Here is a 13,886-nt window from a genome sequence, read left to right as displayed (position 1 = left end):
TGCATCAGTGCAATATTTTGCAATTGAGCGATGTGAATGGCGGTAGAGGCAAAAAACAATCCTGATGTGGCTGCTCGTGCCGCCTGGCTGCATTTTGTCGGCGGGCTCACGCAAGGCGAAGTGGCCCGTCATCTCAACGTCACCAATACCCGGGCACACCGGCTGATCGCACGTGCGCAGGCGGACGGTCTGGTCCAGATTTTCGTCGATGTTGAAGCGACCGAGTGCGTCATGCTGGAACGGCGGCTCATGGAGCGGTTCGGTCTGAAGTTCTGCCGGGTCGCAATGGAGATTCCCGAAAGCGGACCGATGCCTCTTCGATCGCTTGCAACCGTGGGCGCGCAGTATCTCATGGAGGTTTCAAGCGGCAAACGCCACAAGACGATCGGTCTTGGCAATGGCCGGACGCTTACCGGTTCGGTCAATGCCATGGGGCGGGACCCTGTCGTCGGCAAGCAGTTCGTTTCCGTGCTTGGTGGACTGACCCGTTCCTTTGCCGCCAATCCCTATGACGTGATCTATCGGCTGGCCCAGAAGACGGGCGCGGAGGCGCATCTTCTGCCTGCCCCGCTCTATGCAAATACCGCGGAAGACAAGGCGGTGATGATGAAGCAGTTCGGCATTGCCGACACGATGGCGCTGATCGACGAGGCGTCGCTGGTTGTGCTCGGTGTCGGAAGTCTCGATCCGGATTCAGGCAGCATCATCGACACGGCGATAGACGATCCGAACAAGACGAGAGAACTCCGTGAAGGCGGAGCTGTCGCGGAATTGCTTGGCCAGTTCTTCGACATCGACGGGCAACAGATCGAGACGGAATTTGACCAACGGGTCATGGCGCCGCCGATCAAAAGCCTGAAAGGACGCGAAGTGACCGCGATTGCTGGAGGAGCAAACAAGGTCAAGGCGATTACTGCTGCACTGAAGAACGGTCATCTGACCGGTCTACTGACAGACGAGGTAACTGCAAAAGCGCTTGTAGAAGACCACGAATGACGCGACGAGCCAGGATTCACTAGGGAGGAAATACAGATGTACGAAAAGGAAAAAGATGCCATAGGGGCGTTCCTGCGCGGGGAGATGGATCGCAGAGCGCTTATTCGACGTCTAGGCGGACTTGGCATGACCGCAGCATCTGCGGGAACGCTCTACAACATGATGGCGAACAATGCGCATGCCGCCGATTTCGATTGGCAGAAACATAAAGGCAAGAGCGTAAAACTGCTGCTGAACAAGCATCCCTATACGGATGCCATGATAGCGAACCTGCCGAACTTCAAAGACATGACCGGAATGGATGTTTCCTACGACATCTTTCCCGAAGACGTCTATTTCGACAAGGTGACGGCTGCGCTGTCGTCTCGCTCGAGCGAGTATGATGCGTTCATGACCGGCGCTTACATGACCTGGACCTACGGTCCGGCGGGCTGGATTGTCGACCACAATGAATGGCTCAACGACCCTTCGAAAACCAATCCGAACTACAATTGGGACGACATGCTGGAAGGCGTGCGCAAGTCCTGTGCCTGGAATGGTGTTCCGGGCGGTGAACTCGGTTCGCCCGATGCCAAGCAATGGTGTATCCCCTGGGGTTACGAGCAGAACAACATCACCTTCAATGCGGCGATGTTCGAAAAGGCCGGCGTCAAGGTGCCGACCAACCTGGACGAGATGCTGGAAGCTGCCGCTGCGGTTCAGGCAGCCAATGACGGTGTTTATGGCGTCGGCGTTCGCGGGTCACGCTCCTGGGCGACGATTCACCCGGGTTTCCTTTCGGCCTACGCGAATTTCGGCGAGCACGACCTGTCGAATGACGGCGGCAAGCTGAGCGCGGCGATGAACACGGCCGGGTCCAAGGAATTCCACTCCAAATGGGTCAAGATGATCCAGGAAAGCGGTGCGAGCGACTGGTCGACCCATACCTGGTACCAGGTCGGAACGGATCTGGGTGCCGGCAAGTCCGCGATGATCTTCGATGCCGACATCCTGGGCTATTTCATGAATGGCGGCGAGAACGCGATGGCAGGCCAGTTGCAATTTGCCCCATTCGCGGCGAACCCGGCAGCATCGGCACCGACCCCCAATATCTGGATCTGGTCCCTGGCCATGTCAAAGTTCTCCAAGGACCTTGATGCAACCTGGTACTTCATGCAGTGGGCCTCGGGGCCGGAGCACGGATTGTTCGGTGCGACGGAAATGGACTTCGTGAACCCTGTCCGCAAGTCGGTATGGGACAGCGACGTCTTCCGTGAGCGGTTGAACAAGAACTATCCGGGTTACGTGGAAATGCATGACGTTTCAGCACCCGGAGCGTCGATCAAATTCACCGCACAGCCATTGTTCTTCGATCTGACCACAGAGTGGGCGGCCACCTTGCAGCGGATGGTTGCCAACGAGGTTCCGGTCGATGAAGGCCTTGATCAACTCGCACAGAGCATGAATTCCCAGCTCAGTGAAGCGGGATTGAGATAGGTCGCAGCCTGCGGCATGCGCGGTACCCAACACCGCGCATGCCGTCTTGAGCCAATCAACAAAGACACTCCAAGCCTGGTGTTTCCATGACCGACACCTTGACGACCCGGCGACGTCAACTGATCTCGCCAAAGGTGCTTCCCTATGTCCTGAGTCTTCCAGCGCTTCTTGTGTGCATAGGGATACTCATTCCGTTCGTTACGGCGATTTTCTACTCGCTGCAGCGCTACAGGATGTCCCAGCCCTGGAACCGGGGGATGAACTGGGGTGAGAACTACGTCAAGTTTCTCACCGATTCCGATTTCTGGAACACTCTGAAGGTATCGCTGGTTTATGCCGGCTCCACGGTGGTCCTCGAATTGTTGCTCGGTCTGGCGATCGCGCTCCTGCTGAAAAAGCGGAGTACCGTCAACAATTTCGTTTCCATCATGCTGCTTTTGCCGCTCATGACGGCACCGGCCCTCGCGGCACTGATGTTCAAATTGATGACCAATCCGAATTTCGGGATCCTGAGTTACTTCATGCAGGTGATCGGGTTCGATGATTTTCGCTGGGGATCTTCGCCGGGAACGGCGCTGTTTACCGTGATCCTCGTCGATATCTGGGTCTATACGCCTTTCATGATGATCCTTCTGCTCGCCGGTTTGCGATCACTGCCAACCCAACCCTTCGAGGCCGCTGCCCTTGATGGTGTGCCGCAACTGGAACAGTTCTGGCGGATCACGTTGCCGATGCTGATGCCTTATATCCTCACGGCAGCTCTGTTCCGGCTGCTCGATTCAATCCAGCAATTCGATATCATTTATGCGATGACCCAGGGCGGACCGGGGGACACGCTGATGGTGTTCCAGGTGGAAGCGTATCTGAATTTCTTCCAGTCGACCAATGTCGGACGATCTGCGGCTTTGCTGCTGATCCTGTGGGCAATCACATATTTCTTGTCCAACATATTCGTCAAAAACTGGCTTCGGCTGCGTGAACGCGCAAAAGGGGGCGCGTAAGATGGATCATACTTCTTTCCTGGAACGCTGGTTCCGACGAGTCGCGCTCTCCATCATCATCGTCTTTTTCATGTTTCCGATTTTCTGGATCGTGCTCATGAGCTTTCAGACGAACGAAACGATCCTGCGGTCGCCGCCTTCGATGTCCTTTACGCCGACGCTGGACAACTACATGGCGATCATTGCCGGGCGGCTCGATTCAAACGTTGCCAGCATGGGCATCGATTTTGTGAACAACCTGATGAATTCGATTATCCTGTCGGTGTGTTCGGTCGCCGTTGCCCTGGTCCTTGGTGTGCCTGCGGCCTATGCCTTTGCGCGGCACAAGTTCAGGGGCTCGGAAGATATCGCCTTCACGCTGCTGTCTTTCCGCTTTGCCCCACCACTTCTGGTCCTGCTTCCTTTGACGCTCTACTTCCAGGAAATAGGTCTTGCCGATACGTATCTCGGGCTCGTCTGGGTCTACCAGCTGATCTGCCTGCCGCTAATCCTGTGGATCGTGCGCGGCTATTTTGAAGATATCTCACCGGATATCGAATACGCCTACAGGATCGCGGGCCATAGCTGGTTTTCCACTTTCCGCAAGATTGCCTTGCCGCTTGCCGGTCCGGGTATTGCCGCAGCCGGCCTGCTGGCATTCATCTTCGCCTGGAACAATTTCATCTTCGCGCTGGTGCTTGCCTCCGCAGACAAGCAGCCGGTCACAGTCGGGGCGCTTGCCTTCGTGACTGCGTCCGGCATTCAATACGGGCAGATCGCGGCCGCAATCGTGCTGTCGATCGCGCCGACACTGGCGCTCGCCCTGTGGGCACAGCGATATCTTGTCGAAGGGCTTTCCCTCGGTGCGGTGAAGGGTTGATGCGGATGGAATTTCTCGAACTCACCTCACTTTCGAAATCCTTCAGCGGCGAGACCGTTCTGGACGAGGTATCGCTGAGTGTGCAGGAAGGGGGGACGCTCGTGCTGTTCGGCAAGTCCGGTGCAGGGAAGACCGTCTTGTTGCGCAGCATCGCCGGGGCGATCGAACCCGATGACGGAACCGTCGTCATCGACGGTGAGGATGTGACGAGCGTGCCACCGGAATATCGCGGCATCGGAATGGCGTTTCAGAATTTTGCGCTGTTTCCCCACATGACGGCGTATGACAATATTGCCAGTTCGCTCACATCGAAGCGCATGTCGGCCTCGGAGATCCGCACGAAAGTGGATGCGGTCGCGAAGCTCCTGAAGATCGAACATGTCCTTTCGCATGCGCCCAAGGCGCTCTCGAATGGTCAGAAACAGCGCACGGCGCTTGCCCGGGCCCTGGTCTCCGAACCCAGGGTTCTGCTGCTCGATGATCCCCTGCGCAACGTGGATGCAAAATTGCGATTTGAAATGCGCCTGGAGTTGCCGCGCCTCCTGGCGGATCGTGGCGCGACGATCATTTACGTCACGCAGGACTACAAGGAAGCCATGGCTCTCGGAGACCGTATCGCCGTTCTGGACCAGGGCAAGATTGTCCAGATCGGATCTCCCGACGACATTTATCGGCGTCCCGCGAACACGCAGATTGCGCAACTTTTCGGAGACCCGACCATCAACCTACTCGACGTTGTTCCCAAGGAAGACGACCGGGGCCTGCACGCATTCCTGTCCGATCAGAGGGTCGACTTTCATGGCAAGTTTCCGGGCGTTGCCGGCAGGGATTGCATTGTCGGATTGAGGCCGGAGGCCCTGTCATTTACGGAGACCGGTGGATTTCCGGTCACAATCGAGGCGGTCACCCCGTTCAACGAAAAGACCGTGACGCTGGTGACGACATTGCGTGGGCGGGAAATTCTTTTGTCCCAACCGGCTCAGGATCCGGTTCCGACCGGTCCCAAGGTGAACCTGCAGATCGCGGCGCGGGACGCGATCCTGTTCGATCGGGAAACGGGAAACAGGATCGCGCCCGAGCCTGACGGCAACCGGGTGGAGGAAGCAGCATGACGGCGCAACTCCACCTGAAAACTGTCAACAAAAAATACAATCCCGGCACTGCGCACGAGGTGCACGCGGTCCAGGATCTCGATCTTGAGGTTGAACGCGGCGAGATCGTTGCATTGCTGGGATCATCGGGTTGTGGCAAGACATCGACGCTGCGCATGATCGCAGGATTCGAAGAAGTGAGTTCGGGCGAGGTCGACATTGACGGGCGCCGGATTGACCGGCTCGCGCCGGCAAAGCGAGGCGTCGCAATGGCGTTCGAGGGCTATTCTCTTTATCCGCCCCTGACAATCCGCGAAAATATCGCGTTCGCCCTCAAGTCTGAAAGGCTACGCCAGGCGGAAGTCAATACAAGGGTCGAGCAGATCGCGGCGCTTCTGGAAATCAGCGACATTCTGGACAAGCACCCGAACGCGATATCCGGCGGGCAACAACAAAGGGTCAGCCTGGGGCGTGCGCTTATCCGTCGTGCCGACCTGCATGTCCTCGACGAGCCGATGGGACAGCTGGAGCCTCAGCTCAGGGCGATCCTGCGCGGCCGGATCAAGCACTACATCAAGGAACACGAGTTGACGGCGATTCTCGTGACTCATGACCAGACCGAGGCCAATGCGCTTGCCGATCGCATTGCGGTCATGGAAGGCGGTTTGTTGCAACAATACGATACGCCCGAGAACCTGAAAAACAGGCCCGCCAACATCTTCACCGGCGCATTTATCGGCGAGCCGCCGATGAACCTTTTTGCGGCGGTTGCCGAGGTCGTTGCCGACCGTGTCGATCTGCGGCTTGCACCGGACATTGCACTGTCCTATCCGTCAGCCGCGTTTTCCGAAGAATTGCAGCAGCGCATCCAGCAGGACCAGGGGGTGATGATCGGAATACGTCCGCATTCTGTCCAATTGACCGAAGAAGGACTGCCGGCAGAGGTCTACGCCAATCAGTGGCTTGGTGACCAGACCCATATCGCTGCGCGCTTTGCGGGTGGAAGCATCGTTTCGGTCGTTCATGACCTCGCGCTTCCCAAACCGGGTGATCGGATCAACCTGTCCATTTCGGCACATGATCTGCACATATTCGACAACAACACCGGAGATGCACTCAGTCATGGAGGACAGTTGGCATGAGTGCAAAGGATCTCCTTATCGGGATCGATGCCGGAACTTCGGTGATCAAGGCCGTGGCCTTTGATCTTGCCGGACGACAAGTTGCCCTGGCCAGTCGTCGAAACGAATACACGACGCTGCCGGGGGGCGGTGTCGAACAGGACATGAACCGGACCTGGCACGACACGGCGCAGGTGCTCGCTCAACTGGCGGAAGAGGTACCGGACTGTGCCAGGCGTTGCGCGGCAATCGGTGTCACAGGACAAGGTGACGGAACCTGGCTCATCGACAGTGACGGCGAACCTGCGCATGACGGCTGGCTCTGGCTCGACTCGCGGTCAGCGGCAACCTCGCGCCGATTGGCGGAGATGGATGGAAGCCGCGTCATCTACGAACGTACGGCCACCGGCATCAATGTTTGCCAGATGCGCACCCATCTTTGCTGGATGCAGGAGAACACGCCAGATCTGCTGAAGAAAAGTGCGTCTGCACTTCACTGCAAGGACTGGCTCTACTACAAGCTCACCGGCGTGCTGGCGTCAGACATTTCCGAGGGTGTTTTCACGTTCGGCGACTTCCGGACAAGAGATTACAGCCCCGATGTCCTTGAGCTGCTCGGACTTTCCGATCACGCGGATCTGCTTCCTCCGATCATTGACGGTACAAAGATATCCCATGGTCTGACACGGGAAGCCGCGGAGCTGTGCGGGCTGGTCGAGGGAACACCGGTCAGTCTCGGTCTTGTCGACGTCATGTGCAGCGCACTCGGCGCGGGACTTTACGACCCCGCAGTGCTGCCGGGCCTGACAATTCTTGGATCGACCGGAATGCATATGCGTTTCGTCGGGGATGCCGATGCCGTTGTTTTGAACGACGACGCGTGCGGCTACACGATGCCCTTTCCCGGTGGGGCATTTGCGCAGATGCAGACCAATATGGCTGCCACACTGAACATAGACTGGGCGCTCGGCCTGGCGGCACAGGTCTTTGCGTCCCAGAATCTCAGCGTCGATCCCGAACAGTTCCTTGTTTCGATGGACGATATGGTGCTCGACGCAAAGCCGGGCAGCACGTTTTACCATCCCTATATTTCGGCGGCCGGTGAACGGGGTCCATTCACCAACCCCGATGCAAGAGCGAGTTGGACAGGCCTCGACCAGACGACAACTTGGGCCGATATGCTTCGCGCTGTATTTGACGGTCTCGTTCTGGCCGCCAGGGATTGTTACCAGACGATGGGAAGCATTCCCGGTGAAATCCGTTTGACCGGTGGGGCCGCAAAGTCGCGTGCATTCCGGATCCTATTGTCTGCCTGCCTGCAGGCACCGGTTCGAACAATCGGCCAACCGGAAGCCGGAGCCGCGGGAGCTGCAATGATTGCTGCCGTGCAGCAGGGCCTGTTCAAGGATATCGCAGCTGCCGTGGACACCTGGGTTACCCCGCTCCTGAACGATGCGATTCTCCCGGATGACCGGCTTACCGGATCCTACGACACCCTTTTCAAAACCTATCTGGAGACGAGGCTAATCCTGCCGAAGGCGTGGGACAGCCAAGCGCAGGCCAGGCGGGAGCTGAGCAAATGACGACTGTTGCAATCATTGGTGACCGGTTCATGGAGTCGTCAGTATTCGAGAGAGAAATTCTGGCTCTGTGCGGTGATCGTGTCACTTGCAAATGCATGGATCTGACATGGCCTGACGAACCGATGGAACACGGATACGCCGCTCCCGGACTGGAAGGTTTGAAGGAGTACATGGGGACGCCTGAGATGGTCCTCTCTCACTTGCAGGACGCGCAGGTGCTGGTGACGCATCTTGCACCCGTTTCAGCCGGCGTTCTGGAATCCGCGCCCAATCTCAAGCTGGTCGGGGTATCGCGCGGCGGGCCGGTCAACATTGCGATGGAAGAGGCGCGCCAAAGAGGTGTGCTGGTTGTCAATACACCCGGGCGAAACGCGTCCGCAGTTGCGGAATTCACGATCGGGGCAATCATTGCCGAAACGCGCAATATAACCAAGGGGCATGAATCCCTGCGGGCAGGTGATTACCGGGGGGATCTGTACCGCGCGGAAATTGCAGGAAACGAACTGTCCGACATGTGTGTCGGCGTCATCGGCTACGGGAATGTCGGAACGCGTGTCGTGAAGCTGTTGCGCGCCTTTGGCACCCGTGTGCTTGTCAATGACCCTTACGTCCAGTTGTCGGTCGACGACAGTCGCGGCGGTGTTGAACAGGTTTCTCTCGACACCCTGCTGAAGGAAGCCGACGTCGTCACGTTGCACCCCAGGGTCACCAAGGAGACGACCGGAATGATCGGCGCGAATGAATTCGCGGCGATGAAGCCGGGTGCCGTTGTGGTCAATACCGCCCGGGGTCCGTTGATGGATTATGATGCGCTGTTTGAAGCCCTTTCAAGCGGGCACCTCGGTGGAGCGATGCTGGAAACATTTGCCGTCGAGCCGACGAATCCCGAGGACCCTCTTCTGCAACTGCCGAATGTGACGCTTACACCTCATATTGCCGGCGCTTCCCGAAAGACAGTGAAGATTGCCGCGAAGAAGATCGCCGAAGAAGTGCGGCGCTGGATCTCCGACGAACCTCCGCTCAGTCCGTGTTGAGGTCACGATGAACCTGTTGACACCTGACCATTCCAAGTATGAACCGGCGGGACGATCCGCAGAGCGTCCCGTGGATCTTCTGGTTGTCGGCGGTGGAATTAACGGTGCAGGTGTCGCCCGCGATGCGGCCGGGCGCGGATTGTCTGTCATCCTTTGCGAAAAAGGCGATCTGGGTGAAGGGACCTCGTCACGATCGGGGAAATACATCCACGGAGGTCTTCGTTATTTGGAGTATTACGAGTTCCGGCTTGTTCGCGAAGCACTGAATGAGCGTGAAGTCGTGCTGGAAGCAGCGCCGCATCTCTCCTGGCCGCTGCAGCTTGTGCTTCCCCACAGTCCCGAACAGAGACCGAGATGGCTCATTCGGCTGGGTCTTTTCCTTTATGACAATCTGGGTGGTCGAAAGAGGGTCCCGGGCTCCAGTTCCCTGGATCTCGGCTCGAACGTTGCGGGCAAGCGGCTGAAAGGCAAATTCCGGAAGGGTTTCAGCTACTGGGATGTCTGGATCGATGATGCCCGTCTCGTCGTCCTGAATGCGGTGGATGCTTCCCGCCGCGGCGCCCAGATTTTTACCAGGACGGCGTGCCTGTCGGCCCGGCGGCACGGAAAAGTCTGGCGCGCCGAATTGAAGAGCGACAATCCCGGTAGCCCTTCTGTCGTGTTCGCAAAGGCGATTGTCAACGCGGCCGGTCCCTGGGTCGAGAAGGTCATCGGCGAGGTTGCGGGGGTGAATTCCCGCATGAGCGTGCGTCTGGTCAAGGGGAGCCATATCGTTCTTCCCAAATGGTGGGAGGGCGACCATGGCTATGTGCTGCAGGCACCCGACAAGCGTCTCATTTTCGTCAATCCGTATTTTGACGACATGGCGTTGATCGGCACCACGGACATTCCGTTTGAGGGCCGGGCTGAAGATGTCGAGATCGACGCGTCCGAGATCGACTATCTGCTCGGTATCCTCGAAAGCTACTTTGATCAAACGTTCAAGCCCGAAGATGTGCTCTTCGACTATTCCGGCGTACGGCCTCTCTTTGACGACGACGCAAACAAAAGCGCATCAGCTGTTACCCGCGATTATCAATTCGAGCTGGATGGGTCGCTGGAACCTGACAGCGCATTGCCGCCGCTTCTGTCGGCTTTCGGCGGAAAACTGACAACCTATCGGAAGCTTTCCGAACAGGCCTTGCAGATGCTGGCGCCCTTTTTTCCGGAGATGGCCGGATCCTGGACGGCGAAGACCCCGCTTCCGGGTGGAGATCTTCCCGACAAGCAATTTGAGGTATGGTTCAAGGGCTTTCAAAAACGGTATGCGTTTTTGCCGGAGAAACTGCTGCGCCATCTGGGGCATTGCTACGGGACCGATGCAGTAAGGCTGCTTGATGGTGTGAATGAGCTATCCGATCTTGGTCAAAATTTCGGGAGCTGTTTCTTTGAACGCGAAGCGGTCTGGCTGTTGCAGAATGAATGGGCGGTCAGCGCTGAAGACATTCTGCTGCGCCGTACCAAACACGGATTGTTTCTGACCCCAGAAGAAAAGTCCGGTTTTGAAGTCTGGTTGGATAAAAGGCTGGCAATCCATGAACCCGTTTCTTGATCTGCGACGCGGCAGGGAATTTGAAAGTCTCTGTGCTGTTTCCACCGAACTGGGTAAGGACCCCTTGCAGGTGCAAGGACCAGGTGGCAACACATCGCTCAAGAAAGACGGACGGATGTGGATCAAGGCTTCCGGTACCTGGCTTGCCGATGCTGACGAGCGCGATATCATGGTTCCCGTTCATGCAGACCGGTTTTCAGCTGCCTTGAAAACCGGGGACGAGCGCGCGGCCGATACGGCAAGCTTTCTTGCCTCGGTGGAGGGCGCGCCCGACCTTCACTCTTCTATTGAGACTTCTGTTCACGCGCTTCTCGACAGTCCGGTTGTCCTGCACACGCATTGTGTCGCGACAATTGCCATTGCCATTCGATCGGATGCGGAAGATCTGGTTAAAGACAAGCTTGCGGATCTCGATGCGGTTTTCATACCTTATCAGAAGCCGGGGCTGGATCTTGCGCGGGCGATCATGGCACGCGCCACAGGTCGCACCAGGGTGCTGATCCTGGGAAATCATGGTCTGGTGGCTACGGGATCGAGTGCAATTGAAGCCAAAATATGCCTGTTGGAAGTATCACGGCGACTCGAGCCTGCCGTGGATGTTGCTTTGGCAGAGCCGGATCGAGACTGGGTTCAGTCCCTGCAGGATACCGGCTGGATCGCGGCACCGTTTCAGACAACGCAGGCCATTGCTTTTGACGATAATCTTCTCGAGATTGCGTCCGGCAACTCGCTTTATCCCGATCATGTCGTTTTTCTCGGACCGGGCTGTGTGATTGCCAAGGATGCCGAAACGGTTAACGAAGCGGCACAACGCGGTTCGCAAGGACGGTCGGAACGCAAACTTGTCATTTGCCCCGGGAAGGGCGTCGCGGTGCCCGCTGCTTCGAATGCGGCGACGTTGACCCTGGTGCGTGCCTTTGGCGATGTTCTGGTGCGTGCAGCTCCCGGCTCCGAAGTGACACGCCTTACCGATCTCCAGGAAGACGAATTGATCAACTGGGACGCGGAAAAAATCCGTCAGGCCCTGAACACGACTGAAAGTGCAAGCGCATGAACCAGCGTCTTGCGTTGGGGATCGATGTGGGCACGTCAGGTGTCCGGATTGCCGCGCTCTCACACGACCTCAATGTCGTCGTCGTCACCAAGGCGGCAATGGATCTCTCCACGGGACCTCGACACGATCCAGCGGTTTGGTCGCGGGCGTTGACGGAAGCATTGTCCTCAATGCTTCAGACAATCGATCCGCGGGAAATTGATGCAATCTGTGTCGACGGAACTTCGGGTACCGTGCTTGCGCTTGACCAGGATGATCAGCCGCTCGGTACAGCGCTGATGTATAACGACGCTGTCGATGATCCGGCGATCCCTGCAGCAATTGCACAGGTCGCGCCCCGGCAGAGCGCAGCTCACGGACCAAGCTCGGCGCTCTCACGATCCATCGCGCTGCAAACCAGGCCGGGTGTCGTGCGCATAACCCATCAGGCAGACTGGATCGCCGAGAGACTTGCCGGAAAAGCATTGCCCAGCGACGAAAGCAATGCGCTCAAAACGGGATACGACCCGATTGCCAGAGCGTGGCCGGACTGGATGGCCGCAACGGGTATCGAAATGAAACTGTTGCCGGACGTCGTTGCGACGGGTACGAAGACCGGCGTTACTTCTGGTGCTCTTGGTTTGCCGTCAGGCATACCGATCGTTGCCGGTGTCTCCGATGGGTGTGCGTCCTTTCTGGCGACAGGTGCCTCCAGACCCGGAGACGCGGTGACTGCACTTGGAACGACATTGACGCTGAAGTTACTTTCAGAACGGCCAATTTTCGCACCGGAATTCGGGATCTACAGTCATCGTATCGGTAGTCAATGGCTGGCGGGCGGTGCTTCCAACAGTGGCGGCGGGGCACTTGCTGCCCATTTTACTCCTGACGAGATCAGCAGTTTGAGTGACCTGATCGATCCGGATGTTCCAAGCGGGTTCGATTACTATCCATTGCCGGGGCCCGGAGAGAGGTTCCCGGTGAACGATCCGGACCTTGAGCCTCGGGTTGATCCGCGACCGGAGTTGCCGCAAGCGTTTCTGCATGGATTGCTGGAAGGGATTGCGAAGATCGAACAGCTCGGTTTTGAAAGGCTTGCCGAGCTCGGTGGGCCAAAATTGACATCCATCCGGACCGTCGGGGGAGGCGCGGGCAACAGGATCTGGACTCGCATGCGCACACGCCTGCTGAATGCGCCCGAAGCTGCGGTTGCATCGGGAGAGGCGGCAGCCGGATCCGCCCGGATCGCCTGGACATTCCTGAAGGGTCAGACATGAGCCGGGACATCTCGGGACTGAGAGACATTCTGGATCAGTTCGATGGTATTCTGATCGACCAGTTCGGCGTTCTTCACGACGGCAATGAACCATTTCCCGAGGCCTTGCCATGCCTTCGGAAAGTGGCGCAAAGCGGTACGCCGGTCGTTGCGATTACGAATTCAGGGCGCATGAAAGAGCCCAACAGGAAACGACTTGATCGCTTCGGTTTCACGGCCGACCTGATCGGAGACATTGTCACATCGGGAATGGTGGCACGAAGCCGGATTGTCGACATGCTGGCAGAAGGTGACCTGACCCCCGGCGATGCCGTCCTGAATCTCACACGCGAGAACGACGTCACTGTTTTGGAAGGCCTCGGACTTGTGGCGTTGAACGAGGTCGCTTCCTCGACCCGGCTCGTTCTCATTTCCGGCCTCAAACCCGAAGAACTGTCACGCCAGGACTATCTGCAACTGCTGAAGCCTTTGGCCGAGCGCGGCATTCCGGCGATCTGCGCAAATCCGGATCACATGGTTTATTCGCACGGCAAGGCTGCTTTTGGACCTGGGCTTGTTGCCGCCGATTACGCCGAGGCAGGCGGAGATGTAACCTTCGCTGGAAAACCCGGTTCGGAAATTTTTCTCAAATCTCTGCAGTCTCTCGGGAATCCAGACCCGTCCCGGGTCCTGATGATTGGCGACAGTCATCACCATGATATCGCGGGAGCGGCCCGCGTCGGCTGCAAGACATTGCTGATTGCAAGCGGTGTTCAGGCACAAGGCGCGTCGCAAGACACGGAGCCCGATTTTTCAATCGACGCTCTTCGTTATTGAAGAATGCAA

At 57.6% G+C, this 13,886-nt stretch carries 12 protein-coding genes; all 12 read left to right on the top strand.

Annotation, left to right across the window (positions count from 1 at the left end; translation table 11 throughout):
* The first annotated feature begins 36 nt into the window (after positions 1–36).
* The 12 genes from LA5095_RS05505 (at position 37) to LA5095_RS05450 (ending at position 13,877) form a co-directional block, all read left to right on the top strand.
* Positions 37–996 (top strand): sugar-binding transcriptional regulator, encoded by a 960-nt coding sequence (locus tag LA5095_RS05505; protein ID WP_055112882.1) that lies wholly within the window; start codon positions 37–39, stop codon positions 994–996.
* A gap of 36 nt (positions 997–1,032) precedes the next feature.
* Positions 1,033–2,472, top strand: coding sequence for an extracellular solute-binding protein (locus LA5095_RS05500; protein WP_029061153.1), 1,440 nt, complete (start codon positions 1,033–1,035; stop codon positions 2,470–2,472).
* Positions 2,473–2,558: 86 nt separating this feature from the next.
* Positions 2,559–3,473 (top strand): carbohydrate ABC transporter permease, encoded by a 915-nt coding sequence (locus LA5095_RS05495; protein WP_055112880.1) that lies wholly within the window; start codon positions 2,559–2,561, stop codon positions 3,471–3,473.
* A 1-nt stretch (position 3,474) separates the two neighbouring features.
* Positions 3,475–4,332: a carbohydrate ABC transporter permease gene (locus tag LA5095_RS05490; RefSeq protein WP_055112878.1), complete on the top strand. Its 858-nt coding sequence runs from the start codon at positions 3,475–3,477 to the stop codon at positions 4,330–4,332.
* Between the two features lie 5 nt (positions 4,333–4,337).
* Positions 4,338–5,444 carry an ABC transporter ATP-binding protein gene (locus LA5095_RS05485; protein WP_055114164.1) on the top strand — a complete coding sequence of 369 codons (1,107 nt, stop codon included), beginning with the start codon at positions 4,338–4,340 and terminating at the stop codon, positions 5,442–5,444.
* Positions 5,441–6,565, top strand: coding sequence for an ABC transporter ATP-binding protein (locus LA5095_RS05480; RefSeq protein WP_055112876.1), 1,125 nt, complete (start codon positions 5,441–5,443; stop codon positions 6,563–6,565). The genes LA5095_RS05485 and LA5095_RS05480 overlap by 4 nt, the downstream gene beginning before the upstream one ends.
* Positions 6,562–8,127, top strand: a complete 1,566-nt coding sequence (locus LA5095_RS05475) for an FGGY-family carbohydrate kinase (RefSeq protein WP_055112873.1) — start codon at positions 6,562–6,564, stop codon at positions 8,125–8,127. Before LA5095_RS05480 ends, LA5095_RS05475 begins: the two co-directional genes overlap by 4 nt.
* Entirely contained in the window at positions 8,124–9,161 is a 1,038-nt protein-coding gene (locus LA5095_RS05470; protein ID WP_055112871.1) for a 2-hydroxyacid dehydrogenase, read from the top strand. The genes LA5095_RS05475 and LA5095_RS05470 overlap by 4 nt, the downstream gene beginning before the upstream one ends.
* A 7-nt stretch (positions 9,162–9,168) precedes the next feature.
* Positions 9,169–10,752, top strand: a complete 1,584-nt coding sequence (locus LA5095_RS05465; protein ID WP_082442609.1) for a glycerol-3-phosphate dehydrogenase — start codon at positions 9,169–9,171, stop codon at positions 10,750–10,752.
* A complete protein-coding gene (locus LA5095_RS05460) occupies positions 10,736–11,806 on the top strand; it encodes a class II aldolase/adducin family protein (protein WP_055112869.1) in 1,071 nt (356 codons plus the stop codon). Before LA5095_RS05465 ends, LA5095_RS05460 begins: the two co-directional genes overlap by 17 nt.
* Positions 11,803–13,062, top strand: coding sequence for an FGGY-family carbohydrate kinase (locus tag LA5095_RS05455; protein WP_055112867.1), 1,260 nt, complete (start codon positions 11,803–11,805; stop codon positions 13,060–13,062). The genes LA5095_RS05460 and LA5095_RS05455 overlap by 4 nt, the downstream gene beginning before the upstream one ends.
* Complete coding sequence (locus tag LA5095_RS05450; protein WP_055112865.1) at positions 13,059–13,877, top strand: TIGR01459 family HAD-type hydrolase; 819 nt, start codon at positions 13,059–13,061, stop codon at positions 13,875–13,877. Before LA5095_RS05455 ends, LA5095_RS05450 begins: the two co-directional genes overlap by 4 nt.
* The last annotated feature ends 9 nt before the right edge of the window (positions 13,878–13,886 follow it).

The organism is Roseibium album (genome assembly GCF_001404515.1).
Taxonomy (GTDB): Bacteria; Pseudomonadota; Alphaproteobacteria; order Rhizobiales; family Stappiaceae; genus Roseibium; species Roseibium album.
Note: the sequence above shows the minus strand (reverse complement) of the source record. Positions and strands in the feature narration are given on the sequence as shown.

What these genes read in the sequence shown, in the direction of transcription:
- LA5095_RS05505 (WP_055112882.1), top strand. Translation starts at nt 37, where the DNA reads ATGGCGGTAGAGGCAAAAAACAATCCTGATGTGGCTGCTCGTGCCGCC.
- LA5095_RS05500 (WP_029061153.1), top strand. Translation starts at nt 1,033, where the DNA reads ATGTACGAAAAGGAAAAAGATGCCATAGGGGCGTTCCTGCGCGGGGAG.
- LA5095_RS05495 (WP_055112880.1), top strand. Translation starts at nt 2,559, where the DNA reads ATGACCGACACCTTGACGACCCGGCGACGTCAACTGATCTCGCCAAAG.
- LA5095_RS05490 (WP_055112878.1), top strand. Translation starts at nt 3,475, where the DNA reads ATGGATCATACTTCTTTCCTGGAACGCTGGTTCCGACGAGTCGCGCTC.
- LA5095_RS05485 (WP_055114164.1), top strand. Translation starts at nt 4,338, where the DNA reads ATGGAATTTCTCGAACTCACCTCACTTTCGAAATCCTTCAGCGGCGAG.
- LA5095_RS05480 (WP_055112876.1), top strand. Translation starts at nt 5,441, where the DNA reads ATGACGGCGCAACTCCACCTGAAAACTGTCAACAAAAAATACAATCCC.
- LA5095_RS05475 (WP_055112873.1), top strand. Translation starts at nt 6,562, where the DNA reads ATGAGTGCAAAGGATCTCCTTATCGGGATCGATGCCGGAACTTCGGTG.
- LA5095_RS05470 (WP_055112871.1), top strand. Translation starts at nt 8,124, where the DNA reads ATGACGACTGTTGCAATCATTGGTGACCGGTTCATGGAGTCGTCAGTA.
- LA5095_RS05465 (WP_082442609.1), top strand. Translation starts at nt 9,169, where the DNA reads ATGAACCTGTTGACACCTGACCATTCCAAGTATGAACCGGCGGGACGA.
- LA5095_RS05460 (WP_055112869.1), top strand. Translation starts at nt 10,736, where the DNA reads ATGAACCCGTTTCTTGATCTGCGACGCGGCAGGGAATTTGAAAGTCTC.
- LA5095_RS05455 (WP_055112867.1), top strand. Translation starts at nt 11,803, where the DNA reads ATGAACCAGCGTCTTGCGTTGGGGATCGATGTGGGCACGTCAGGTGTC.
- LA5095_RS05450 (WP_055112865.1), top strand. Translation starts at nt 13,059, where the DNA reads ATGAGCCGGGACATCTCGGGACTGAGAGACATTCTGGATCAGTTCGAT.